Source organism: Wenyingzhuangia marina (assembly GCF_900130035.1).
In the GTDB taxonomy this organism is placed as follows: Bacteria; Bacteroidota; Bacteroidia; order Flavobacteriales; family Flavobacteriaceae; genus Wenyingzhuangia; species Wenyingzhuangia marina.
Genome location: NZ_FQXQ01000001.1, coordinates 286,533 through 310,606, shown reverse-complemented (window position 1 = coordinate 310,606; position 24,074 = coordinate 286,533). Strand labels below are relative to the sequence as shown.

The window sequence follows — 24,074 nt, the reverse complement described above, 5'->3', positions numbered from 1 at the left end:
TAGATATTGCAAAGTTGAGGTATAAAAAAAATGCTTGCATTGACGTTTGGTAAGAAATAAGAAACGTTAAAAAAAGAGTATCTTTGCCTGCAGATTAAAAAACAACCGTATGAAACTTTGGGACAAAGGTTATGCAACCGACAAAAAAATTGACATTTTTACCGTAGGGAACGACAGAGAATTAGACTTGCAATTGGCTAAATACGATGTGCTTGGAAATATTGCTCAGACGAGAATGTTAAATGCTATTGGGACTATTTCTGATGAAGAATTAGAAGCTTTGGTTACCGAGTTAAATAACATTTTAAAAACGGTTGAAGATGGAACTTTTACTATTGAAGATTCTTTTGAAGATGTACATTCTAAAGTCGAGTGGTTGTTAACTGAAAAGTTAGGAGATGCGGGAAAGAAAATTCATACGGCACGTTCTCGTAACGATCAAGTTTTGTTAGATGTGCATTTGTATTCTAAAGATGCTATTTTAGAATTAAAAGATTGGGCTAAAAAATTATTTGATTTGTTAATTGAATTGGCCGAAAAGTATAAAAATCACTTGTTACCAGGATATACACATTTACAAGTAGCCATGCCGTCTTCTTTTGGTATGTGGTTTTCTGCCTATGCGGAAAGTTTGATTGATGATGTATATTTTTTAGATGCTGCTTACAAAGTAGCAGACCAAAATCCGTTAGGTTCTGCAGCAGGTTATGGATCTTCTTTTCCTATTGATAGAGAAATGACTACTAAAGAATTAGGGTTTTCTGCTTTAAAAGTAAATTCTGTAGCAGCTCAAATGGGACGAGGAAAATTAGAAAAATCTATTTCTTTTGCCATTGCAAGTTTGTCTGCAACCTTGGCAAAAATGAGTATGGATATTTGTTTGTACATGTCTCAGAATTTTGGATTTGTAACTTTTCCTGATGAATTAACTACAGGTTCTAGTATTATGCCACATAAAAAGAATCCAGATGTATTTGAATTGATTCGTGGTAAATGTAACAAATTACAAGCATTGCCATACGAATTAACCCTAATTACAAACAATTTACCAAGTGGATATCACAGAGACTTACAATTGGTAAAAGAAGGATTGATTCCATCGGTATCTACCTTAAAATCTTGTTTGGATATGATGGTTTTTTCTTTAGAAAATATCATCATCACCGAAAATATTGTACAAGACGATAAGTATAAATACATTTTTAGTGTAGAAGAAGTAAATGCTTTGGTACAAGCAGGAACGCCTTTTAGAGATGCTTATAAAATTGTAGGAGCTAAAATTCAGAATGGAGAATTTAAACCAGATTTAAATGTAAACCATACTCATATTGGTTCTGTAGGAAATTTAAGATTAGATTTGATTAAAGAAAAAATGGAAGCTAATTTTTAGGAAATTAGTTTTTTATAAAAAAGATAAAAAGCCTCGCTAGAAATAGTGAGGCTTTTTGTTTAGGTACTAAAATCAGTTAGATTAATTTTATGATGCTTATTGTGAGTATCAAAAAGGTTTTTATCAGAAAAAATAATATTTTAGTTCCCAATAATTATTAAAATTTATGAGTAGTTCTGAAGAATTAAAATTATTGGTCATATTCTCATTACTTGCAGCAGCAAATTTAATGGTACTTTTTTTAATCTTGTTTTTTAAGAAAAGTAATAACCAAAGTAATAAAGTATTAGGGCTATTGGTTTTTATTCCAAGTATTGTTTTGGTCATGAATCCTTTATTTTATTTACAGTATTTTTCTGAATATTTGGTATTTATTTTTATAGGTTTATCAAGCACATTTTTATTTGGACCTTTATTGTTGTTATACATCCATTTGGTTCAAGACAATAAATATCAGTTTAAAACAAAAGATCTTTTTCATTTTTTTCCTGTTTTTTTTGTGATTTTTTATGGAATTTATATATCTCTTCAGCCAAATGAGATCAATTATAAAAACTACTTGCAAATAGCCTCAGGAGAAGATTTGATGATTAACATCATTAATATAGCTCAGTTAATTCATTTTGCTATTTATATTACTTGGAGTATTAAAAAGGTGAATTTGATAAAAACGAAAACCTATTTGTCTATTGTAGATAAAACCAATTATAAATGGTTAAAATTTTTTGTAACTCGTCTGTTGTATCTTAATATTTTAATACTGTTGATATATGTGGTTCAAATGAGTTTTTTTCCAAGTTATGTAATATATTCCGATCTTTTGGCAACACCTTTGGCATCGTCTTGTTTTTATCCAATAATGGTGTACAAGAGTTTTGCAAATAAGATGGCATATGATACAGATGTTTTTAATAAAAAAGAAATAAAATCTAAAGAGGTTCAATTATCAGAGTCAACGTTTATTGTAAAAGAAGAAGAACAAGATGAGGAATTAAATTCTGATAAAATATTAAGTTTTTTACAAGAAAATAAAACGTATTTAAATAAAGATTATACCATTCATCAGTTAGGTGTAGATTTAAATGAATCTTCAAGAACAGTTTCTAAAGTGATTAACTCTGAATTAAACAAAAGTTTTATTCAGTTAATTAATGAATTCCGAGTTGAAGAAGCCATTATACTTTTAAAGTCTGAAAAAGACAAATTAACAATTGATGCTATTGCAGAAAAAGCAGGTTTTAAGAGTAGAAGCTCTTTTTATAGAGTCTTTAAAAATATCAAACAGACTAGCCCTTCCCAATATATTCAGTAGGTTTTGTCTTAAAAAATGTCTCAATTGCTGTTTTTGAGACATAGTTTTTTATACATATGTGTTTTAATTTTAGGACTAGATGTAGTTTTGGTTTAAACTTAAACTTATCTAAAAATGAAACATTATATTATTGCAGTTAGTTTTTTATTTACTGCATTTTTTTATGCTTGTTCATCTGGTGATGATTCTATAAAAGAAGAGGTAGAATTGACCACAGAACAAAAAGAATTTATATCAGTTTTTACAGCTAACTATCCAACGCAAACTGTTTCTTTTAATACTAATACAGCTATATCGGGAGCACCATTTGTTGAGAATCAAAAAATAACGTTAACATTTTCTAGTTCGGGAATGTTATTCATAGATACAGATCCGGATAAAAATGATGGAGATGAAATAGAATTACCTGTTTTTACAATCAATGGAGATGAGTATGTTTGGAAAGATGCAGAAAACGATTTGTCTTATGCTTTATCTTTAAAAGCAGACAATTTTATCAATAAAATAAATGTTCTTAAAACATCAACCAATCTTCTTTATGCTTCACTAAAAGAAGTAATTGTAGGTGGTAATAATGGAGGAGATAAAACAGATTCGTATTACTTTTTTGGAGATGATAAGATAGAGTGTACACCAATTTCACAAGGAAAACCACTGGTTTCTACAGTTCATATTATTTCAAATCCATGTCAATCTAATAGTGCCGCTTTAACATTTTATTTTGATTTGATGAAAGTTATCAATGCAGGTACCTATAATGTTTTAGCTTCTGAAGGAATTAATGTGGTTCCAGGGGTAGGAAAATTAACCATGGTGTTTTATAGTCATGATTCTAAGAATTGGTTTGCTCAATCAGGAACAGTTGAGGTTACTGTTAATGCTAGTGATTCCTCTAAAATAGATCTAAAGTTTGAAGATATAGTGATGAAAGCAGAAGACGGTACAGAAACTACGTTTACAGGTCAAATAATTGGTGTATAAAAATTAAAACTAAATAACTAATAAAATGAAAAAACAATTATTTTTTATAGCTGCTGTCTTAACTATTTATATAGCGAATGCGCAACAAATATCAGAAGTAAAACTAAAAACCAATCAATTTGGTTTAAAAAAAGCAAAAAAAGGACCTAAAAAAGTATTTATTAAGTCGTTTAATATCTATTATGAAGTTTATAAAGAAGCCGTAGATTATAAAAACGGTTACAACGGTACTAGAGGAAAAAAAGTAGGATCAGCAACCGCTAGAGCAGCAGTTGGTTTAGATGGAGTTCAGTCTCAAGATATTCAAGAAAAAACAAATAGACTATATCAGGAGTTTGTTAATGATTTTATGTCCAATGGATACGAAATTATTACTGCAGAAGAAGCGAGTAAAGTTGAATTTTTTGAAGGTTGGAAAAAAGTAACAGGTCCTTCTATTAATGAAGCTGAAAAATTACCGGGTGTTTTGTCTTGTGTTCCAGAAGGGTTTACCGCTTTGTACAAAGATAGGTCTAAAGTTGCTGCAAAATTAAATAAAGTGTTTAAAGGACTTAACACACCTGTTCTTTCTAAACAATTAGATGATGCTTTGGTGATTGATGTGAACGTGTATATAATGTTTTCTGAAATTGCTTCTAAAGGATTTAATTTAGGAAGTTTAGATAAGGTAGCAAAAGTAAAAATAAATACTAATTTAAGATTGGCTAATAGTTATACGGTGCAATCACCTAAAAAACCAACTAAACTGGGAGTCTTAGGAAGTATTGGTGTTAAAGGAGCTATGACCTCAGAAAACATAAGCTCTTCTGTAGATGTTGTTTATGGAAAAGCTAAAATAGCGGCAAGTGCTATTGGTCAATACAATGGAACTATAAAAAAATCTATTGAAATTAACGGAGTTATGAAAAAGGAAAAAATAAAAGCTTACCAAAGACAACAAACCGTTGTGCCAACTTCTTTTTCTAATAATTATCAGCAAATAGGGGGAGTTACTTTGGTTACTGTAGAAGATAGATTTTCTAAAAATGCCACATGGATAAAAGTAGATAGTAAAAAATATGCTGATGGTTTATACAATGCAAGTAGTGCTTTCTTAAAGGCAAATATAAAAGAGATTTTAGAGAAGATTAATTAGTGATTCATTGAAAAAGAGGAAGAAGGTTAGCCCCCAACTTAGAAATAAGTTGGGGGCTAATATTAGTTGGCATGTGAACCATCACAATAGGGTTTGTTATTGCTGTTACCACAACCACAAAGTGCAACATCTCCATCTTTTTCGGCAGTAAAAAGAATTGGTTTTCCTCCCCCTTTAGTTGCATGGGCACTATCACAAAATGGCATTACTTCTGAATGTCCACAAGTACAATATTTATATGTTTTTCCTTTCTTTAGTTCTATTACAGGCATGTTTTATCTTTTTAGTTAAAGAATAAAATTAATTAGAATTCCCTTTAGATAGAATATAAATTAATGAGACCCATCGCAATAAGGAGCATTTTTAGTACTACCACAAGTACACAAAAAAGCTTTTTCATTTTCAGGAACTTTAAATAACAAAGGTTTTTGCTCGGTTCCTTTGTGAGTTCCATCACAATAAGGTTTGTCCTTGCTATTGTTACAAGTGCAGTAAGCATAAGCTTTGTTTTTAAGTAAATAACAAGCTCTAGGCGTTGGAATGGGTTTATTCATTACTAATATTGGTTACAAATAATGTAAATTGGTGTACAAATTTATGAGTATTGAATTAAGCTTACTAACTTTAGTGTACTAAAAAAAATCAAATTATATGAAAGCTAAATTTTATCGATTGAGTGCCCTGTTGTTCTTTTTAGGAACTACGTTGTTTGCTCAAAAAACATTTACACTAACAAGTAAAACACTCGGTGGAGAGGCCACTATTACCGAAGAATTTAATGGTTTTGGATGTACGGGTAAAAACGAATCGCCGCAATTATCTTGGAAGAACGCTCCGGAAGGAACTAAAAGTTTTGCAGTAACGATGTATGATCCTGATGCACCTACAGGAAGTGGATGGTGGCACTGGATGGTATTTGATATTCCTGATGATGTAAATGAGTTGGTTAGCAATGCTGGGAATGTATCTTTAAAGTTGGCTCCAGAAAAAGCGATTCAAAGCGTTACAACTTTTGGAGTACCTGGTTATGGAGGTCCTTGTCCACCAGAAGGACATGGTTTACATCAATACATTATTACGGTTCATGCTTTAAAAACAGACAAATTAGGTTTGGATGCAAATACCAATCCTGCAACTGTTGGTTATTATTTATGGAACAACACTATAGCCAAAGCAAGTATTATTGCCTATTACAAAAGATAATTTAGTATAAAAAATAAAAAACCCTCTTGAAAACTCAAGAGGGTTTTTTATTTAAATATTATGATATTTTAAGCGTGAATAGCTCTGTCTGCAGTAGCAGCCAAACAAGCTTCTTTAATTGCTTCCGTATATGTTGGGTGTGCATGAGACATTCTAGAAACATCTTCTGCTGATGCTCTAAATTCCATAGCTACCACAGCTTCAGCAATCATATCCGCAGCTCTTGCTCCAATCATATGAACTCCTAAAATTTCATCAGTAGTTGCATCTGCTAATACTTTAACCTGTCCATCAGTATCCATACTTGCTCTTGCTCTACCCAAAGCTCTCATGTTAAAAGAACCCGCTTTATAAGCAATACCTTCTTCTTTTAATTGTGCTTCTGTTTTACCAACAGCAGCAACTTCTGGCCAAGTATATACGACTCCAGGAATTAAGTTATAGTTAATATGTGGTTTTTCACCAGCAATCAATTCAGCAACCATGGTTCCTTCTTCTTCAGCTTTGTGAGCCAACATCGCACCTTTTACCACATCTCCAATTGCATAAATGTTTTCAATGTTAGTTTGTAAGTGGTCGTTAGTTTCTATTTGTCCTCTTTCAGTAGTTTTAATTCCTATGTTGTTCAACCCTAATCCAGTAGTATAAGGAATACGACCCACAGAAATTAATGTATAATCTCCTTCAAAAATAACTTCTTCTCCTTTTTTGTTGTCAGCAGTAACTTTTACTCCATCACCAGTGTTGGTTACAGAAGTTACTTTGTGACTTACAAAGAATTTAAGACCTTGTTTCTTTAAAGATTTTTGTAATTCTTTAGACAACATATCATCCATTCCAGGAACAATTTTAGGCATGTATTCAATTACAGAAACTTCTGCTCCTAAACGCTTGTAAACTTGTCCTAATTCCAATCCAATCACTCCACCACCAATCACAATTAAGTGTTTTGGTACTTCTTTTAATTTTAAAGCTTCGGTAGAAGTAATCACTCTTTCCTTATCAATGTTGATAAAAGGTAAAGATCCTGGTTTAGATCCTGTGGCAATAATGGTTTTTGCAGATTCAATTTTTTCTACAGAACCATCATTTTTATGAATGTTGATGTGAGTGGTGTCAAAAAATTCTCCACGACCTTCATAAACATCAATCTTATTTTTGTCCATTAAAAAATTGATTCCAGAAGAAGTTTGAGAAACTACTTCAGCTTTACGCTCAATCATTTTAGGAAAATCTAGCGTAATGTTTTCTACCCCAATTCCGTGTTTTTCAAAATGAGATAAGGCATCATGATAATGATGAGAAGAATCTAACAATGCTTTAGAAGGAATACATCCTACATTTAAACAAGTACCACCCATAGTGCTGTACTTTTCAATAATCGCAGTTTTTAATCCTAATTGTGCGCAACGAATGGCTGCTACATATCCTCCTGGTCCAGAACCGATAACGGTTACATCGTACTTGTTCATGAAAGTTTTTTTTTCTTGTGTATAACAAAAGTAAATAAAAGCTAGCAAGTGTTTGAATCAAATAACACCAAATAACGTTTTTTTACTTTTTGTTGATTTTTTTATACGTAATTAGATAGGAAATCCTAACATTTTTCCCATTCCTACAGTAAATAACCATCCTCCATAAATAACATGCTCCACGCTTACCCAAAAGATGGATTTTGTTTTTTGATAGGTATAAGCAAAAAGAAATCCGCCAATAAAAGTGATGATTAAAACCAAGGAACTTTTAAACATTAAATGTCCTAAAGAAAAGACAAGTGCATTTACTAAAAAGAAGGTTCCAGAAGATTTAAATAAATCTTTGTAACGATGAAAATAGAGTGCGCGATAAATGTATTCTTGGGGAATGACTGAAAATAAAGTGTAAACAAAAATCATTTTTATCCATAAAATGGGTTGGGTTAAAATGGATATAAACAATAAGTCTTTGTTGGTGAAAAACATATATGTTAAGGAAGAAATGATAACTATTAACAGCCTAAAACCAGTTGTTTTCCAAAAATAAGGAGGTTTGATAAAATTTCTTTTAAAGAATAATGCTTTACGATCTAAATAACTAACATATACCACATAAGTAAAAACAAATGGCACAGTGTAAAGTTTATAATTTAATGGAATACTAGAAATGGCTAAAAAAATAGGATACAAAATAAAAAACAAGATAAACTCTATACTGTTTTTTGGAAGTGTTTTAATCATAAATTACCAAGGAACAATGCCTCCCGTTAAGCGTTGATGATATTTTTGTTGAAAATAAATAAAATAATTATAGAGTAAATAATTGACTTCATAACCATATTTAATATTAGGGTCATAATCAATTCTCATGCCGTATAATTCTGAAGAATATCTGCTAGGATTATTAGCTCTAATATTCCATTCTATCACATAGATGTAGTTTTTGTTTTCTAAATATTGTAATGAATAATAGTTTCTTGGTCTAGCCCTTCCTGCTAGCCACGAATTAAATCCGGGATCTATAATAGTCACTTCATATTCTTCCTCTTCATTTACAATTTTAATGGTATCAGTTTCTGTATGTAAGTTTTTATCAACAACATTATTTTTATAGGAACTACAATGAATCATAGAACCAACTACTATAAAGGTTAATAAAGTTTTTAATAAAAGAGATTTCATAGAAACAAGGTTTACTTAAATTTACAAAAAAGAGCTGAATATACATTTGATAAACAGCTCTTTATAAGTAGTGAAAAATTGTATGAATTTACAACAATCCTGCTCTTTTTAATAAAGCATCAGGGGTTGGTTCATGTCCTCTAAATTTTTTGTACAATTCCATAGGTTTTTGAGTTCCTCCTTGGCTTAGCACAAAGTCTTTAAATTTTGCTGCGGTTTCTTTGTTAAAGATTCCAGTTTCTTTAAAATATTCAAACGCATCTGCATCTAAGACTTCTGCCCATTTGTACGAATAATATCCAGCAGAATATCCACCTTGGAAAATGTGAGAGAAAGCTGTACTCATGCAATTTTCTGAAACGTCAGGATACAATTGAGTACTTTTAAAAGCTTCCGTTTCAAATTCCTTTACGCTTTTTATTACATTGTTGCTGTCATTATTAAACAGCCCAAGGCTGTGCCAAGCCATGTCTAGAATTCCGAAACTTAACTGTCTTAATGTTTGAAGACCTTCTAAAAAGTTAGAAGCTTTTTTAATTTTCTGAATCAATTCATTTGGAATGACTTCACCAGTTTTATAATGTTTCGCAAACAGCTCTAAAGCCTCTTGTTCAAAACACCAGTTTTCCATTACTTGACTAGGTAACTCCACAAAATCCCAAGAAACCGAAGTTCCCGATAAACTAGGGAAAGTTGTGTTGGCTAACATTCCATGTAAAGCATGTCCAAATTCATGAAACAAAGTAGTAACCTCGTTAAACGTTAACAAACTCGGTTTGGTAGCGGTAGGTTTGGTAAAGTTACAAACAATAGAAATATGAGGTCTAGAATTCTCACCCTCTAAAATCCATTGACTTTTATATCCTGTTTTCCAAGCTCCATTTCTTTTTCCTGGTCTAGGATGAAAATCGGCGTAATACACAGCAATAAAATCACCATTTCCGTTGGTCACTTTGTATGTTTTAACGTCTTTGTGATATTTTTCAATATTGTTTACTTCTTCAAAATGCAAATCGTATAAACGTTTGGCAATTTCAAAAGAACCGTTGATGACGTTTTCTAATTGAAAATAAGGTTTTAGAATTTCCTCATCAAAATCGAACAATTCTTGTTTTAGCTTTTCGCTATAATAAGCACCATCCCATTTTTGTAATTCGGTGATTCCATCTTTTTTGCGAGCAAATTCTTTTAGTTGGTTAAATTGCTCTGTTGCTTTAGGTTTTGCCTTTTGAACAAAATCTTCTAAGAATTCTGTTACTTTATCAGCAGACTCTGCCATGCGTTCTTCCAATACAAAATGTGCGTGGGTTTTATAACCTAATAATTGAGCACGTTTGGCACGTAGTTGAACAATTCTTAAAACAATTTCTTCGTTGTTGTTTTTGTTGTCTTGAAATCCTTTTTTACCTGCAGCAATTGCCATTTCTTTACGCAGTTCTCTATTGTCTGCATAGGTTAAAAACGGAATGTAGCTAGGGAAATCTAAGGTAAAAACCCAACCTTCTTTGTTTTTTTCTTTTGCGGTTTGTGCAGCATCTTCAATAGTACCTTCTGGTAATCCGCTCAAATCTTTTTCATTGGTTATATGTAACTCATAATTTTGAGTTTCAGCCAAAACATTTTCTCCAAAAGTTAAAGATAGTTTTGATAACTCCGTATCAATTTTTCTTAGTTCTTCTTTTTTGTCATCACTTAAATTGGCTCCGTTACGAGAAAAACCTTTGTATTTTTTTTCAAGCAACATCAATTCTTCAGCCGTTAAATCTAAAGATTCACGTTGGTTGTAAACTTCTTTTACACGTTTAAATAATTCCTCATTTAAACTTACATCGTTAGAAAAAGCAGTTAAAACAGGAGAAACTTCTTGTGCAATTTTTTGCATTTCATCATTGGTTTCTGCTGAATTTAAATTGAAGAAAATAGAAGAAATTCTACTTAATTTATGTCCAGAAAAATCTAAAGTTTTAATAGTGTTTTCAAATGTTGGAGCTTCTGTATTGTTGGTAATATCATCAATTTCTTGTCTAGCTTCTTTAATAGCTTGTTCAAACGCAGGTTGGTAATGCTCGTTTTTAATTTGTTCAAAAGGAGCAGTGTTATATGGAGTGTTAAATTCTTGTAATAAAGGATTCATGTTTTTTCTAAATATATTAGTTCCAACAAAATTAATAGAAAACTTTGGGAGGCAATACTTTTTAAGATGGAATAGTGAATAAATTGAATTTAAATATGTTTTTTTGTGTAAAAATTATATGATTTAAAGATGAAAAAGATTTACAAATGTTTGCTGATTGCTTGCCTAGGAGTTTTAATGGCTTGTAGTCCAAAAATAAGAACAGATATAATATCAAATCAATCTGCTCTTTCTTATGATGCTAAAATATTGGTTTTTACAGAAAAACAGGTTGTACCTGATGGACTGAGAGAAATAGGTGAAGTTTCCATGGGAGATTCAGGTTTTACGACTAAATGTAATTATGAGACGATGTTGGAAAAAGCGAAGCTAGAAGCTAGAAAAGTAGGAGCAAATATCATTAAAATTACTGAGCATAAATTTCCATCAGCTTTTGGAAGTTCATGTCATCGTTTAAAAATTAAACTTTATCATACAGAAGATATCAGTAAAATAGCTAATAAAGAAGTTAAAGAACCTGTTTTAGAAGGAGTAGATTATGCTTTATTACATATTTATAGATATAAAGGAACTGGTGCTTTGGTATCTTATAATTTAAAGTTAGGGGATTCTACTATTTGTAGAGTAAAAAATAATTATAAGAATACTATTAAAATCACAAAAGAAGGTTTAAATACTATATGGGCAAAGACAGAATCTAAAGAGGAATTGCCTATTGATGTTGAATTTGGTAAACATTATTTTTTAAGATGTTCTGTTAAAGTTGGAGCTTTTGTAGGTAGGCCTGATATGGAGTTTGTTGATTATAAAACAGGAATAAGTGAGTTTGAATCTTTTGAAGCTAAACACGATGAGACTAAAAAAGATTAATATGAAGAAGAGATTGATGAACGGTTTGTTGATAATTTGTATAATAGGCTTTACAAATGTGTCTGCTCAAGATTTAATTGTAACCAAAAAGAATGATTCTATCAATGCACAAATCACAAAAACTAAAAAGGAATTTACTTATTTCCGATTTGTTAAAGATGGTGAGGTAAGAAGTACATTGTTGCCCAAATACGATATTAAAGAGTTAAAAAAAGGTTTTTATAAAACCTCAGACATTCCCGAAGAATATATAAAAAAAACTAAAAAAGATTATACTCCATTCAGTTTCGGAATTCAAGCGGGCTATGGTTACATGATTGGAAGAGTTTCTAATGATTATGATAAGGTCGTAAGAGATCACTATATGGCACTTAAATCAGGAATAAATTTTACCACAGATTTTCATTATTTCTTGAGTGAGTCAATTGGTTTAGGGTTAAAGCACAGCAGTTTTTTTAGTAGCAATGCAGAAGAAAATATTATTACTACATTTAATGATAATCCTAATGTACAAGAGGTCGGTTTAAAAAATGATATTTATGTTAATTATCTTGGTTTGTCTTTTGCTAATAGGTTTAAATTTGGTGATAAAGAAAAACATCAACTATTTATGGGCCTTGGTTTGGGTTATGTAAACTATAAAAATAAAGAACAAGCAGGAACTAGATTTATAAATTCAAAAGGAGAGACGTTGGGTGTCAATTATGACTTTGGATATAATTATAAGTTAAATAAAAATATTTTACTTAGCATAGAACTTTCTTATTTAACGGGGAATATAAGAGAGTTAGAAGTTGAAGAAAATGGAGAGACTACAGTTGTTGAGTTAAATGAAGATAATATTCAAAGTCTGCATAGAGTTAATATTTCTGCAGGATTAAGATTTGAATTAAATTGAAAAATATAAGTCCCATCTTTTTATGATGGGACTTTTTTATATTAAACCTTTTGATTTTATTTCTATATACTTATTAATGGCATCTATGGTTAAGTTTTTTGGAGTGGTTAAAATAGAATTGACTCCGTATTTGCTTAATTCTAAAACCATTTGTTCTTTGTCGTAAATAAATTTTTCTGCAACCGTTTTTTTAATGATTTCTTGTTCAGAATGGGTGCTTTTGTTGGCTAGTTCTACAATTTCACTATTCTTAAAAAAGATGACAATTAGCAAATGATTTTTATTGATGGCTCTAAGATAATTCATTTGTCTTTCAAGCGCATCCATGCTGTCAAAATTAGTGTATAATAATAGTAAACTTCTTTGTTTGATGTTGTGTTTTACTGCACTGTACAAAACGCCAAAATCGGTTTCCTCAAAATTTGTTTTTACATTGTAAAGAGATTCAAGAATCATACCCATTTGGTGATTTCTTCTTTCGGCAGCCACATAGTCATTCACGTTTTTTGAAAAAGAAAACAAACCTACTTTGTCTTGTTTTTGAATGACCACATTACTCACAATTAAAGAAGCATTGATGGCATAATCTAACAAGCTTAATCCATCAAAAGGCATTTTCATGGTTCTTCCTCTATCAATTAGCATATAAACATTTTGAGCCTTTTCATCTACAAATTGATTTACCATCAATTGGTTTTTCTTAGCAGTGGCTTTCCAGTTAATGTCTCTAATATTATCTCCTTGAACGTACTCTTTAATTTGTTCAAACTCAAAAGAATTTCCAATTCTACGGACTCTTTTTACCCCGTAAGCCGAGGTCATACTATTGATGGTTTTTAAATCAAACTGTTTTAGTTTTAAGAAAGATGGATAGGTTTTTACCATTTTATCATCTCCTAAAATATATCTTTTGGTCACAAGATTTAAAATTGAATGAACGTAGATATTGGTGCTTCCAAAATGATACTCTCCTCTTTCTGCAGGTTTTAATTGATACGGGAATATTTTAACGTTTTGTGCTTTTAGTTTGGCTTTGATACTAAAATCTCTGATTTGAAATTGACTTGGAATTTCATCAATAATTTCTATAAAAACTTCTAAAGGATAATTGTTTTTAACTTCTAAAGTAATATCATTATGGTCTCCGTTAGATAATTTTTCGGGTAAAATTCTAGTAGATTCAATTCCGTTTTTAAGTCTAAATACCACAAAAAGATCAAAACAAAAAATACAAGTAAAAATTGCGGTTAACAACAAACCAAGCACAAATAATTCTTTGATAAAAAAGCTTAAGACAAACAAAAATATGTGTGCAAACAAAATGTAAAAAAACAAATTGTTGATGTAGATACTTTGGTAAGCTTTTTTAAAAGGAGTGAAGATGTTTGTTTCTGACATATTCTTAACTAGGAATTTCTGTAGATTGAATACTGTCGTTAATAATTTGTGCTGCTGTAATTCCTTCCATTTCTCTTTCAGGCGTTACAATTACTCTGTGTTGTAGCACAGGAATGGCTACTTGCTTAATATCTTCTGGCGTAACAAAGTCTCTTCCGTTAATGGCTGCAAACGCTTTTGATGCTTTTAATAAAGCGATAGAAGCTCTTGGTGAAGCTCCTAAATATAAAAACGAATTGCTACGAGTACTCACTACAATATCTGCAATGTATTTAATTAAATTAGGCTCAACAATTACTTGTTTAGTCAATTGCTGATAAGCCAATATTTGTTCTTTGGTAATGCTTGCTGTTACAAAATCTAATTTAGGTTGTGTAGCCAAATGTTCTCTGTTGATGATTTCTACCTCGTCCATTAAATTTGGATAATCCACAGTAATTTTAAATAGAAAACGGTCTAATTGCGCTTCGGGTAATCTATAAGTTCCTTCTTGATCTACTGGGTTTTGAGTCGCTACGACCATGTAGGGAGAATCTAAACTAAACTGATGTCCATCAATGGTAATTTGTTGTTCTTCCATCACCTCAAACAAAGCAGCTTGGGTTTTGGCAGGTGCTCTGTTAATCTCATCAATTAAAATAAGATTAGAGAAAATAGGCCCTTTTTTAAACTCAAATTCTGATTTTTTTAAATCAAAAATAGAAGTTCCCAATACATCCGATGGCATTAAATCTGGGGTGAACTGAATTCTTTGGTAACCAATAGATAAAGTCTTGGCCAATAATTTTGCAGTCACCGTTTTGGCAACACCCGGAACCCCTTCTATCAACACATGACCTTCGCACAACAAAGCGGTTAATAATAAATTAACCATGTTCTTTTGTCCAACAATTACTTTAGATATCTCTTGTTTTATGGTGTTAATTCCTTCGTGCAACTCGGTTAAATCTATACGGTTTGTAAACTCTAATTCTTCCATGTGTTTGTATTTTTATTAAAATCTTCTATTTCTTTATTTAGCTTTTTTAAAAGGGTAATTGAGGAGGTTTCTCTGACTTTAAGAGCATTTACAAAACGAATCAATTCTTTTGTTTTCTTAAGATCATATCCCGATTTTAAACTCAATTGAGCAACCAATTTTGGATTGGTATTGTCTGTTACAATATTATAGGCATTCCTGATGTTTTTGTAAAAAATATTGATTTTATGATGGATGATAGGTTGAAAATTATCAGCCTCTTCATAAAGAATGGCAATAGTTTCTACAAAATCTATACTGGTATTTCTCACCTTTGGAATGATAGGAATAATTCTTTGTTTTCTTTTGGCGTTAATTAGCAAGAAGATCCCTATGGCGATGATTAAAAGAATCCAAGCAGCATATAATTCCTTTTGACTTTTGATAAATCTTAAAGGAGAATTGGTAAGCGCATCATCTGATTTAAAATTACTTTCAAAATAAACGGTGCTTTTGATTGGTTGAACAGGTACAAAATCTTTTGTTTTATAGACATCTAAATCGCTAGATATTTTACTAGGAATGCTAGATAATAGTTGATTGATGTATTTTGTATTATTTGCTTTTAATAAATAATAATTGGTGAAAATTTCGGGTTGGGTATGTAAATAAAATAAACCTCTTTTATATTTTACTTCGATGAAATTGTTTTTACGAATAGTAATGCTGTCATTTTCTTTAAAAGAGACCATTCCCAAAGCTTTATAGTTAGTGCTGTCTTTAAAATAAAACTGTTGAAATTTAAATTTGGTTTTATAGTTTAAAACATCGGCACTATTTTTTAAAGAGAGTTTTAAACGATCAACATTTAGCAAAGATTGATTTTTAATGGTGTTATTGAGTTTTAAACTGTCTAAAAGGGATGTCGAAAAATTATTAGCACTAATAAAAGCAATGTTACCTTTCCCAATAAATTCTAACAAGTTTTCTTCTGAACTAGGGTCAGGTTGGTATTGTTCATCAATATTAATATAAGTACTGTTAGCGGTTAACCCCATAAAAGGTTTTTCCTGATAATACTCGTAAAAAGTATTTTTGATGGTTGTGATTTTTTCCTCTTTAAAAATATCATTTAGTTGATCGTGAAATATTTTTAAATCAAAAGGACTGGTTTCTTTTTCGTTATAAGTAGGAGTCCAAACTACTTTTTTGGGCGTAATACTATCAATAATAGCTATAACTACAACAATTACAATCCCAAGAATAATAAATCCTTTCTTTTTCATGATTTGATGTTGTTTAATAGTTCTTTATAAATAGTTTCTACTTTATCATAAGCCGTTTTGTCTATGATAAATTCCCCATACCAAATGTAATTGTAGTAATAAGAAATGCTTTTAAATGTTTTGTGGTAAGGCGTGTCTTCTGTTTCTAATTGATAATCGGCATTTGTTTTTAGATTACTCAATTCAATAATTTCTTTTTCTGCAAATTTTTGAAGCACCCAAAAATATCCATATTTCACTGCCAAACGATAATCTTCTTGTTGAGTAGCTTTTTTTATCAACTCTTCAAAATTGGCCATTTCAATAATCTCTACTTCGTTTTGGTAGGTTAAATTGTTTTGTGATTTGTTTTTTCTAAAAATCCATGCTCCTTCTTTATAAAAAAACATCCTAGCAATAATATAAATAGCAGCACCCGCAATTAGAGCATAAAAGCCAAGTTTGGTGTAATAAATACCTTTGTTAGTAATACCAAAGTTTTTAAAAAAATTATAGATTAATTGATTTAACCATAATTTAAAAGATTCCATAAAAGTAGGATCACTATTGTATACGTAATCTTTAGAAGTATATGCTTCTTTAAAATTTTCGGGAATAGCTCTTTGTGCTTTCTGAATGGTATCATTCGCAGCCAACAGTATATTACAGAGGAGTAACATTGCAATCGCAAAAATGTTTTTTAAGTTTTTTGCTATCATACCAAAGAAGAATCAGAAGTTATTTTAGCCACCACTTTATGCGGATAAATTAAAAAATAATAGGAAATCAGACTCAATGTACTTAGTATGATAAAAAAGGCAAGAGCTGTTGGCATATCATTTCCGTATCTTGAAACAAATCCTTCTAAAAATCCGGCAGCAATGGTAAAAGGAAAAGTGGCAATCATCATTTTAATTCCATCTCTCATTCCTCTTTTAAAAGAATCTAATCTTTTAAAAGTTTTAGGGAAAATAATACTGGCCCCCAACATCAATCCAATAGCTCCTTCCATTACTATCGCAAAAATTTCCATGGCACCGTGAATCCAAATTCCTTTAACACTTTGTAATAAAACTCCGTGTTTGGCAAAAAAGTATTGAAAAGATCCTAGCATTATACCGTTATACAACATTACATAAGCAGTACCAATACCACCCGTAATTCCAAAGACAAATGCTTTTAAGCCCACGTATAAATTGTTAAAAGTAATCCCTATAAAACTTCCCCAGTTAGTCCCCGATTTATAAACGGCTGTAGGGTTTCCTTCTTTGATGTTTTCCAGAGTTTGGTTGACATATCCATCAGACAAAATAAGTCTAACAAAGCTGTCATCATAAATAGCAGATAGTAAACCTATTCCCACTGAAAGTCCAAAAATGATAAATGCATAGTAAATGTATTTTTTATAAGTATAAAAAAGCAAGGGAACATCTAATAAAAAAAACTGTAAAACTCTGTTTTTGTCTTCCTTTTTAGACTTGTAAATTTTTTGAAATGCTAGAATAGTTAAGTGATTTAAGTACACTACCAACTTGCTTTTTTTGTAGTAAGTTTGCGCAAAAGCCAAGTCGTTAATTAAGTGTAAATAAAGTTTTGATAACTCTTCTGGATGCGATATGTTTTTTTCTTTGATTGCGCTTTCAAACTGCAACCATTTTTCCTTATTTTGTTTGATAAATGCAATCTCTCTCATAGTAAAACAAATAACCTGATAAAATGGCAGAAATACAAATAACCACTACGCAAAATGTAAACTTAGATTTTAAGTCTGCAGAGCTCAATCATCGTATGTTAGCGTGGTTTATAGATTTCTTAATTAAGGGAGCCTATATATCAATAGTAGCCTATGTTTTATTTGGGCTTTTAGATCTTTTAAAAAGTTTTCAAGGATTAGACAACTGGTCTATGATGGCGGTTGTAATTGTTTTAGGGATACCAGTTATTTTTTATACGCTTGTTATGGAGGCTTTTTTTAACGGACAAACCGTAGGAAAAAAAGTGATGAAACTTAAGGTTTTAAAAATTGATGGTTACCAAACAGGTTTTATAGATTTTTTCATCAGGTGGATCATGCGTATTGTAGATTTAAATATGTTTTCTGGAATTATTGCGTTGATTTTTATAGGGAGTTCTAAAAAAGGACAACGTTTGGGAGGAATGGCTTCTGGAACAGCCGTAGTGAGTTTAAGAAATAAAGTAGATATTAGTCACACTATTTTAGACGAAACCATTTCAACTAATAACTATCAACCTACTTATCCTTCAGTAGTAAGGTTGTCGGACAATGATGTAAGAATTATCAAAGAAAATTTTATCAGAGCGAAAGCAAAAAAAGATCAAGACTTGTTAATAAAGTTAAGAGAAAAAGTAGTGATAGTTATGAATAAGGAACCATTACCAGAACAAACCACAGAACAGTTTTTAGATACGGTAATTAAAGATTATAATTATTACACTCAGAATATGTAATATAAAAAAAGCCTCTTTAATTTTAAAGAGGCTTTTTTATTGTTATAATTTTTAAGCTTGTGCGGTACCAATTTCATCTAACTCATCAGTAGGGTTTTTTGGATCAGAACCATATTGGTTTGGACCTTCCTCTCCGTTTTTACAGAGTAGAATAAGTAACCAAATCCAACCAACAATTGGTAAAAGGTATAATAATAAAAACCAACCACTTTTATTAACGTCATGGAGTCTTCTTACAGACACTGCTAAAGATGGAATTAAAATGGCTATTGAGAATGCCATGTTTAAGTAGTTAAAAGGTTCCATCTCTGTAGCGTAATATATTCCTTGTATAGCATAACTAATTAATGAGGAGAACAATGTAAACATCCAATACTCTTTTCTTCTTGCTCTCCCGTTAAAATCTGCGTATTGTTTTAATACTTTTATAAACCAATTCATTTTTTTTATAGTTTTATAATTTTAGTTAAAGTACCAAAAATCTTTTAAAAAGAGTTTGTGTAGAGGTTATTTTAATAACTTTTCCTTCTTAAAAACACTTAAAATATTTAGAACTCAAATAATTTGGTTTATTAAAAATGAATGTTAAATTTGTGTCAATGAAATTAGATAGAAAAAATACTTGGTGGTGGTACACTCTTAATTAATTAAGCGTGAGTATCAATGTGTATTTTAAAAAAATAAATATATAAAGGCTTATCTCACGATAAGCCTTTTTTTATAGTTTATAACGTATGAAAAAATTACAGTTTAAGACCGTTATTAAAGAACAAATGGCCGATACAGTTACTCCTGTGTCGCTTTATTTAAGATTTAGAGATCGTTTTGCAAACACCGTTTTATTAGAAGGTTCAGACTATCATTCAAAAGAAGATAGTTATTCTTTTATGGCTATAGATCCTTTGGTAAATATTAAAGTTGAAAAAGAGGCTTTAAATTTAGTGTATAAAGGAGAGTTGTTAACAAGTGCTCCTTTGCAGAGAAATTTTCACGAAATTTTTCAATATTACAGTGATCTTATTCAAACAGATTGTGATGAAGCTCACAAGGCCTATAATGGTTTGTATGGATATTCAACATATGATGCAGTTCAATATTTTGAAAACATTAAGTTAAGTGCTAAGCAAGCAGAATCAGCCATTCCGTTTTTACAATATAGTTTTTACAGATACATAATTGCCATCAATCATTTTAATGATGAAATGGTTGTGATTGAAAATGTTCCAGAAGGAGAGGAATCAAATATTGATGAAATTATTTCAATTATTAACAATCCAACTTATCAAACACAAAGTTTTTCTTATGATGCAGATAGCGAAACATCAAGCTGTACAGATGAAGAGTTTAAAGAATATGTAAGAAAAGGAAAAGCACATTGTAAGCGTGGTGATGTTTTTCAAATTGTTTTGTCTAGACAATTTCAACAAAAATATCAAGGAGATGATTTTAATTTGTATAGAGCCTTACGTTCCATCAATCCATCTCCATATTTATTCTATTTTGATTATGGTAGTTTCCGTTTGATGGGCTCATCACCAGAAGCACAAATTAAAGTACAAAAAGGAATTGCAACCATCAATCCAATTGCAGGAACGTTTAGAAGAACAGGAAACGCAAGAGAAGATCATTTGTTGGGAGAAAAATTATCGAACGATAAAAAAGAAACTGCAGAACATGTAATGTTGGTAGATTTAGCACGTAATGACTTAAGTAAACATGCTAAGAATGTAACGGTCGAGGTTTTTAAAGAAGTACAATATTTTAGTCACGTAATTCACTTGGTTTCTACTGTAGAAGGTAAAATCAAAGGGAATCCTTTAAAAATTGTTGGAGATACCTTTCCTGCAGGAACTTTAAGTGGTGCTCCAAAATATAAAGCCATGCAATTAATTGATACCTACGAGGCACAAAGTAGAGGTTTTTACGGTGGAGCTGTAGGGGTAATTGGTTTGTCTGGAGAGGTAAATTTAGCTATTGCCATTAGATCTTTTGTGAGTAAAAATAACACATTGTATTACCAAGCGGGAGCGGGAATTGTTACAGATTCTACAGAAGAAGGAGAGTTACAAGAAGTAAATAATAAGTTAGCGGCACTAAAGAAAGCTTTGGTACTGGCAGAGAAAATATAAATTAGCTTTTAGCCCTTAGTTGTTAGTCATTAGCTAATAGCCAAGAGCCAAGAGCCAAAAGCTAAAAAAGTATGAAAATATTAATATTAGATAACTACGATTCTTTTACCTATAACTTGGTTCATATGGTAGAGGAAATTACTGGAGAAACACCAGATGTTTTTAGAAATGATGAAATTCCGTTAGAAGTGGTGGGAGATTATGATTTAATCATGTTGTCTCCAGGACCAGGAGTTCCTGATGAAGCAGGAATTTTAAAGGATGTGATTGCTGAATATGCAGGAAAGAGACCTATTTTTGGCGTGTGTTTAGGTTTACAAGCTATTACAGAAGTGTTTGGCGGAAAAATCATTAATATGGACAATGTTTTTCATGGAGTTGCTACAGAAATGAAAGTAGTAGATGAAGATGCTTTAATTTTTAAACAAGTTCCAACTTTCTTTACAGCAGCTCGTTATCACTCTTGGATTGCTGATGGGGAAACCATGCCAAAAGAATTAAAAATTACTTGTTTAGATGAAGATGGTGGTGTGATGGCTATTGAACATGAAAAGTATAATATTAGTGCTGTGCAATTTCATCCAGAGTCTATATTAACGCCAGATGGTGAAGCTATGGTGAGAGAGTTTATAGAGAATGCACAAAAAGAAATGAGTAATAAGTAGTTGTAGATAACTATTGAGGGATGCCTAATACTGAGAAAATGAAGAAAATATTAGCGAGATTATTTGAGTACGAACATTTAACTCAACAAGAAGCCAAAGAAGTTTTTATACAAATTGCCAATGGAGGATGTAATCACTCTCAGATAGCATCATTTGTAACGGTTTTTTTAATGAGACCCATTACGGTAGCAGAACTTTCTGGATTTAGAGAAGCTTTGTTAGAATTGGCTTTGAAAATCAATTTATCAGATTTTAATACTATTGATTTGTGTGGAACGGGTGGAGATGGAAAGAATACTTTTAATATTTCAACTTTAACTTCTTTTATTGTTGCAGGAACGGGACACAAAGTTGCCAAGCATGGTAATTACGGAGTGTCATCTGCATCGGGTTCTTCAAATATGTTAGAATATTTAGGATACAAGTTTACCAATAATGAGAGTATTCTAAAAAATCAAATAGACAAAGCTAGTATTTGTTTTTTACATGCACCTCTTTTTCATCCTGCCATGGCAGCAGTAGGGCCTGTTAGAAAAGAATTAGGAATGAAAACCTTTTTTAATATGTTAGGGCCTTTGGTCAATCCAAGTATGCCTCAAAACCAAATGGTGGGAGTTTTTAATTTATATGTAGGAAGATTGTATAAAGAAGTGCTAAGCAAAACGTCTGATAATTTTGCAGTAGTACATGCTTTAGATGGATATGATGAAATTTCTTTAACAGGAAATTTTAAAATGTATACCAAAGAAAAAGAGCAAATTATTAAGCCTCATGAAATAGGAATGAAGGTTGTTAAACCATCTGATATTTTTGGAGGAAATAGTGTTCCTGAAGCTGCACAAATTTTTACTTCTATTTTAGATGGAAATGGAACTGAAGCACAAAACAATGTAGTTTTAACAAATGCCGCTTATGCTTTAATGACTTTTGATCATAGCAAGTCGTTTAAAGAATCTTTTGCAAAAGCCAAAGAAAGTTTAATATCAGGAAAAGCAAAACAGAGTTTAAAAACTTTAGTTGAATTATAAAAAGGCGTTCGAGCGTAGTCGAGAACAATAACCATAATTGTTAATTATATCATGACAATTTTAGAAAAAATAGTAGCATACAAAAAAAAGGAAGTTGCCAAAATTAAAAGCGAGGTACCAGTTCAAAAATTAGTAGAGAGCCCTAATTTTAAAAGAACGCCATTTTCTTTAAAAAAATCTTTATTAGAAGTTGGTTCTACAGGAATTATAGCTGAGTTTAAGAGACAATCTCCTTCTAAAGGAATTATTAACGATAAGGCTGATATTCTAGAAGTAACCAATGGTTATTTAGATGCCAATGTTGCAGCACAATCCATTTTAACTGATACTCACTTTTTTGGAGGGACCATGGTTGATTTGATGAAAGCACGTAGCATTAACGAAGTAAAACCAATTCTAAGAAAAGATTTTGTGGTAGATGGTTTTCAAATTGTAGAAGCAAAAGCTATTGGTGCAGATGTAATTCTGTTAATAGCTGCTTGTTTAACCAAAGAAGAGTTAAAAAACTACGGTCAATTAGCAACTGATTTAGGAATGGATGTATTGTATGAAATCCATACCCAAGAAGAGTTGGATAAAATTGATGCTCACGATAAAATCATAGGAATTAATAACAGAAACTTAAATACGTTTAAGGTAGATTTAGAACATTCTATAGAATTGGCTTCTAAAATTCCTGATAGTTGTATCAAGGTTTCTGAGAGTGGAATTAGTGATCCTAAAATTATTATGGGATTAAAACAATATGGTTTTCAAGGGTTTTTAATTGGAGAAAACTTTATGAAAACAGATAATCCGGGTCAAGCTTGTAAAGAGTTTGTAGGACAATTGTAAATTTTAGTACAAAGTAGTTAGTACAAAGTACAGAGCTAGTCTAGCTACTGTACTCAATACTTAATACTCTGTACTCATTTCTAAAGAAACATGAAAACCAAAGTTTGTGGAATGAAATACAAGGAGAATATCAAAGCGGTAGCTGGACTACAACCAGACTACATGGGCTTTATATTTTATCCAAAATCACCTAGAAATTTTGAAGGAGAGATTCCAGAAATTGATGAAAATATCAAAAAAACAGGGGTGTTTGTTAATGCTCCTATTGGAGATGTGGTTCAAAAAGTAAATCAATACGGATTTAAAGCGGTGCAATTACACGGATCAGAATCTGTAGAATATTGTCAAGAATTAAATAGTTACGATTTAGATATTGAGTTATTTAAAGTCTTTTCAATTAAAGACGAGTTCGATTTTTCTGTATTAGCAGCTTACGAATCTTTTGTAGATTACTTTCTGTTTGATACCAAGGGAAAAGACAAAGGAGGAAACGGTTATACTTTTGATTGGTCGGTGTTAAAAAACTATCCATCCAAGAAACCATTTATCTTAAGTGGTGGAATTGGAGTAGAAGAAATAGAAAAAGTAAAAGAAATTTTAAAAACAGATTTACCTATTTATGCTTTAGATATCAACAGTAAGTTTGAAGTTGAAGGAGTGGAAAAAGATGTGAATTTGTTACAACAATTTTTTAGAGAAATAAAAGGTGTTCGAGCGTAGTCGAGAACGGTTTAGAAATTAAGGATTA

The 24,074-nt window shown here is 31.0% G+C and carries 25 protein-coding genes; 13 read left to right on the top strand and 12 right to left on the bottom strand.

The window, feature by feature from the left end:
* The first annotated feature begins 109 nt into the window (after nucleotides 1-109).
* The 4 genes from argH (at nucleotide 110) to BUB70_RS01245 (ending at nucleotide 4,818) form a co-directional block, all read left to right on the top strand.
* A complete protein-coding gene (gene argH, locus BUB70_RS01260) occupies nucleotides 110-1,390 on the top strand; it encodes an argininosuccinate lyase (RefSeq protein WP_073117872.1) in 1,281 nt (426 codons plus the stop codon).
* Between the two features lie 166 nt (nucleotides 1,391-1,556).
* Nucleotides 1,557-2,702: a helix-turn-helix domain-containing protein gene (locus BUB70_RS01255; RefSeq protein ID WP_073117871.1), complete on the top strand. Its 1,146-nt coding sequence runs from the start codon at nucleotides 1,557-1,559 to the stop codon at nucleotides 2,700-2,702.
* Between the two features lie 114 nt (nucleotides 2,703-2,816).
* Nucleotides 2,817-3,683, top strand: a complete 867-nt coding sequence (locus tag BUB70_RS01250; protein WP_073117870.1) for a hypothetical protein — start codon at nucleotides 2,817-2,819, stop codon at nucleotides 3,681-3,683.
* A 25-nt stretch (nucleotides 3,684-3,708) separates the two neighbouring features.
* Nucleotides 3,709-4,818 carry a hypothetical protein gene (locus BUB70_RS01245; protein WP_073117869.1) on the top strand — a complete coding sequence of 370 codons (1,110 nt, stop codon included), beginning with the start codon at nucleotides 3,709-3,711 and terminating at the stop codon, nucleotides 4,816-4,818.
* A 62-nt stretch (nucleotides 4,819-4,880) separates the two neighbouring features.
* On the opposite strand, the gene BUB70_RS01240 is transcribed toward BUB70_RS01245, so the two are convergent.
* Both BUB70_RS01240 and BUB70_RS01235 read right to left on the bottom strand, forming a co-directional pair.
* Nucleotides 4,881-5,090, bottom strand: a complete 210-nt coding sequence (locus BUB70_RS01240) for a CDGSH iron-sulfur domain-containing protein (protein ID WP_073117868.1) — start codon at nucleotides 5,088-5,090, stop codon at nucleotides 4,881-4,883.
* Nucleotides 5,091-5,150: 60 nt separating this feature from the next.
* Nucleotides 5,151-5,372 carry a CDGSH iron-sulfur domain-containing protein gene (locus BUB70_RS01235; protein WP_073117867.1) on the bottom strand — a complete coding sequence of 74 codons (222 nt, stop codon included), beginning with the start codon at nucleotides 5,370-5,372 and terminating at the stop codon, nucleotides 5,151-5,153.
* A gap of 97 nt (nucleotides 5,373-5,469) precedes the next feature.
* Between BUB70_RS01235 and BUB70_RS01230 the strand changes: the two genes are divergently transcribed.
* A complete protein-coding gene (locus BUB70_RS01230; RefSeq protein ID WP_073117866.1) occupies nucleotides 5,470-6,021 on the top strand; it encodes a YbhB/YbcL family Raf kinase inhibitor-like protein in 552 nt (183 codons plus the stop codon).
* Nucleotides 6,022-6,089: 68 nt separating this feature from the next.
* On the opposite strand, the gene lpdA is transcribed toward BUB70_RS01230, so the two are convergent.
* From lpdA to BUB70_RS01210, 4 genes are all read right to left on the bottom strand, one after another.
* A complete protein-coding gene (gene lpdA / locus BUB70_RS01225; protein ID WP_073117865.1) occupies nucleotides 6,090-7,493 on the bottom strand; it encodes a dihydrolipoyl dehydrogenase in 1,404 nt (467 codons plus the stop codon).
* A gap of 111 nt (nucleotides 7,494-7,604) precedes the next feature.
* On the bottom strand, nucleotides 7,605-8,237 hold the full coding sequence (locus tag BUB70_RS01220) for a CPBP family intramembrane glutamic endopeptidase (protein ID WP_073117864.1): 633 nt from the start codon (nucleotides 8,235-8,237) through the stop codon (nucleotides 7,605-7,607).
* A 3-nt stretch (nucleotides 8,238-8,240) separates the two neighbouring features.
* Nucleotides 8,241-8,678 (bottom strand): DUF6146 family protein, encoded by a 438-nt coding sequence (locus BUB70_RS01215; RefSeq protein ID WP_073117863.1) that lies wholly within the window; start codon nucleotides 8,676-8,678, stop codon nucleotides 8,241-8,243.
* A gap of 88 nt (nucleotides 8,679-8,766) precedes the next feature.
* The gene (locus tag BUB70_RS01210; RefSeq protein ID WP_073117862.1) at nucleotides 8,767-10,812 is read right to left on the bottom strand and encodes a M3 family metallopeptidase; all 2,046 of its coding nucleotides are present in this window, start codon (nucleotides 10,810-10,812) and stop codon (nucleotides 8,767-8,769) included.
* A gap of 129 nt (nucleotides 10,813-10,941) precedes the next feature.
* On the opposite strand from BUB70_RS01210, the gene BUB70_RS01205 reads away from it, so the two are divergent.
* Both BUB70_RS01205 and BUB70_RS01200 read left to right on the top strand, forming a co-directional pair.
* Nucleotides 10,942-11,682, top strand: coding sequence for a hypothetical protein (locus BUB70_RS01205; RefSeq protein WP_073117861.1), 741 nt, complete (start codon nucleotides 10,942-10,944; stop codon nucleotides 11,680-11,682).
* Between the two features lies 1 nt (nucleotide 11,683).
* Nucleotides 11,684-12,580 (top strand): TonB-dependent receptor, encoded by an 897-nt coding sequence (locus BUB70_RS01200; RefSeq protein WP_159431402.1) that lies wholly within the window; start codon nucleotides 11,684-11,686, stop codon nucleotides 12,578-12,580.
* 36 nt (nucleotides 12,581-12,616) lie between these two features.
* On the opposite strand, the gene BUB70_RS01195 is transcribed toward BUB70_RS01200, so the two are convergent.
* Genes BUB70_RS01195 through BUB70_RS01175 form a run of 5 tightly spaced genes read right to left on the bottom strand, consistent with a single transcriptional unit; the run spans nucleotide 12,617 to nucleotide 17,894 of the window.
* Nucleotides 12,617-13,978, bottom strand: coding sequence for a DUF58 domain-containing protein (locus BUB70_RS01195; RefSeq protein ID WP_073117859.1), 1,362 nt, complete (start codon nucleotides 13,976-13,978; stop codon nucleotides 12,617-12,619).
* A 4-nt stretch (nucleotides 13,979-13,982) separates the two neighbouring features.
* On the bottom strand, nucleotides 13,983-14,957 hold the full coding sequence (locus BUB70_RS01190) for an AAA family ATPase (RefSeq protein WP_073117858.1): 975 nt from the start codon (nucleotides 14,955-14,957) through the stop codon (nucleotides 13,983-13,985).
* Nucleotides 14,945-16,222 carry a DUF4350 domain-containing protein gene (locus tag BUB70_RS01185; RefSeq protein WP_073117857.1) on the bottom strand — a complete coding sequence of 426 codons (1,278 nt, stop codon included), beginning with the start codon at nucleotides 16,220-16,222 and terminating at the stop codon, nucleotides 14,945-14,947. Before BUB70_RS01185 ends, BUB70_RS01190 begins: the two co-directional genes overlap by 13 nt.
* Nucleotides 16,219-16,920, bottom strand: a complete 702-nt coding sequence (locus BUB70_RS01180; RefSeq protein ID WP_143155215.1) for a hypothetical protein — start codon at nucleotides 16,918-16,920, stop codon at nucleotides 16,219-16,221. The genes BUB70_RS01185 and BUB70_RS01180 overlap by 4 nt, the downstream gene beginning before the upstream one ends.
* Nucleotides 16,917-17,894, bottom strand: coding sequence for a stage II sporulation protein M (locus BUB70_RS01175; RefSeq protein WP_073117855.1), 978 nt, complete (start codon nucleotides 17,892-17,894; stop codon nucleotides 16,917-16,919). Before BUB70_RS01175 ends, BUB70_RS01180 begins: the two co-directional genes overlap by 4 nt.
* 23 nt (nucleotides 17,895-17,917) lie before the next feature.
* Between BUB70_RS01175 and BUB70_RS01170 the strand changes: the two genes are divergently transcribed.
* Entirely contained in the window at nucleotides 17,918-18,670 is a 753-nt protein-coding gene (locus BUB70_RS01170) for an RDD family protein (RefSeq protein WP_073117854.1), read from the top strand.
* A 51-nt stretch (nucleotides 18,671-18,721) separates the two neighbouring features.
* On the opposite strand, the gene BUB70_RS01165 is transcribed toward BUB70_RS01170, so the two are convergent.
* On the bottom strand, nucleotides 18,722-19,111 hold the full coding sequence (locus BUB70_RS01165) for a DUF805 domain-containing protein (protein ID WP_073117853.1): 390 nt from the start codon (nucleotides 19,109-19,111) through the stop codon (nucleotides 18,722-18,724).
* Between the two features lie 293 nt (nucleotides 19,112-19,404).
* Between BUB70_RS01165 and BUB70_RS01160 the strand changes: the two genes are divergently transcribed.
* The 5 genes from BUB70_RS01160 (at nucleotide 19,405) to BUB70_RS01140 (ending at nucleotide 24,046) form a co-directional block, all read left to right on the top strand.
* Nucleotides 19,405-20,799 carry an anthranilate synthase component I family protein gene (locus BUB70_RS01160; protein ID WP_073117852.1) on the top strand — a complete coding sequence of 465 codons (1,395 nt, stop codon included), beginning with the start codon at nucleotides 19,405-19,407 and terminating at the stop codon, nucleotides 20,797-20,799.
* 71 nt (nucleotides 20,800-20,870) lie between these two features.
* Complete coding sequence (locus BUB70_RS01155; protein WP_073117851.1) at nucleotides 20,871-21,464, top strand: anthranilate synthase component II; 594 nt, start codon at nucleotides 20,871-20,873, stop codon at nucleotides 21,462-21,464.
* A 38-nt stretch (nucleotides 21,465-21,502) separates the two neighbouring features.
* Nucleotides 21,503-22,492 (top strand): anthranilate phosphoribosyltransferase, encoded by a 990-nt coding sequence (trpD, locus tag BUB70_RS01150; protein WP_073118556.1) that lies wholly within the window; start codon nucleotides 21,503-21,505, stop codon nucleotides 22,490-22,492.
* 51 nt (nucleotides 22,493-22,543) lie between these two features.
* Nucleotides 22,544-23,326, top strand: a complete 783-nt coding sequence (gene trpC, locus BUB70_RS01145; protein WP_073117850.1) for an indole-3-glycerol phosphate synthase TrpC — start codon at nucleotides 22,544-22,546, stop codon at nucleotides 23,324-23,326.
* Between the two features lie 90 nt (nucleotides 23,327-23,416).
* The gene (locus BUB70_RS01140) at nucleotides 23,417-24,046 is read left to right on the top strand and encodes a phosphoribosylanthranilate isomerase (RefSeq protein WP_073117849.1); all 630 of its coding nucleotides are present in this window, start codon (nucleotides 23,417-23,419) and stop codon (nucleotides 24,044-24,046) included.
* Nucleotides 24,047-24,074 lie beyond the last annotated feature (28 nt).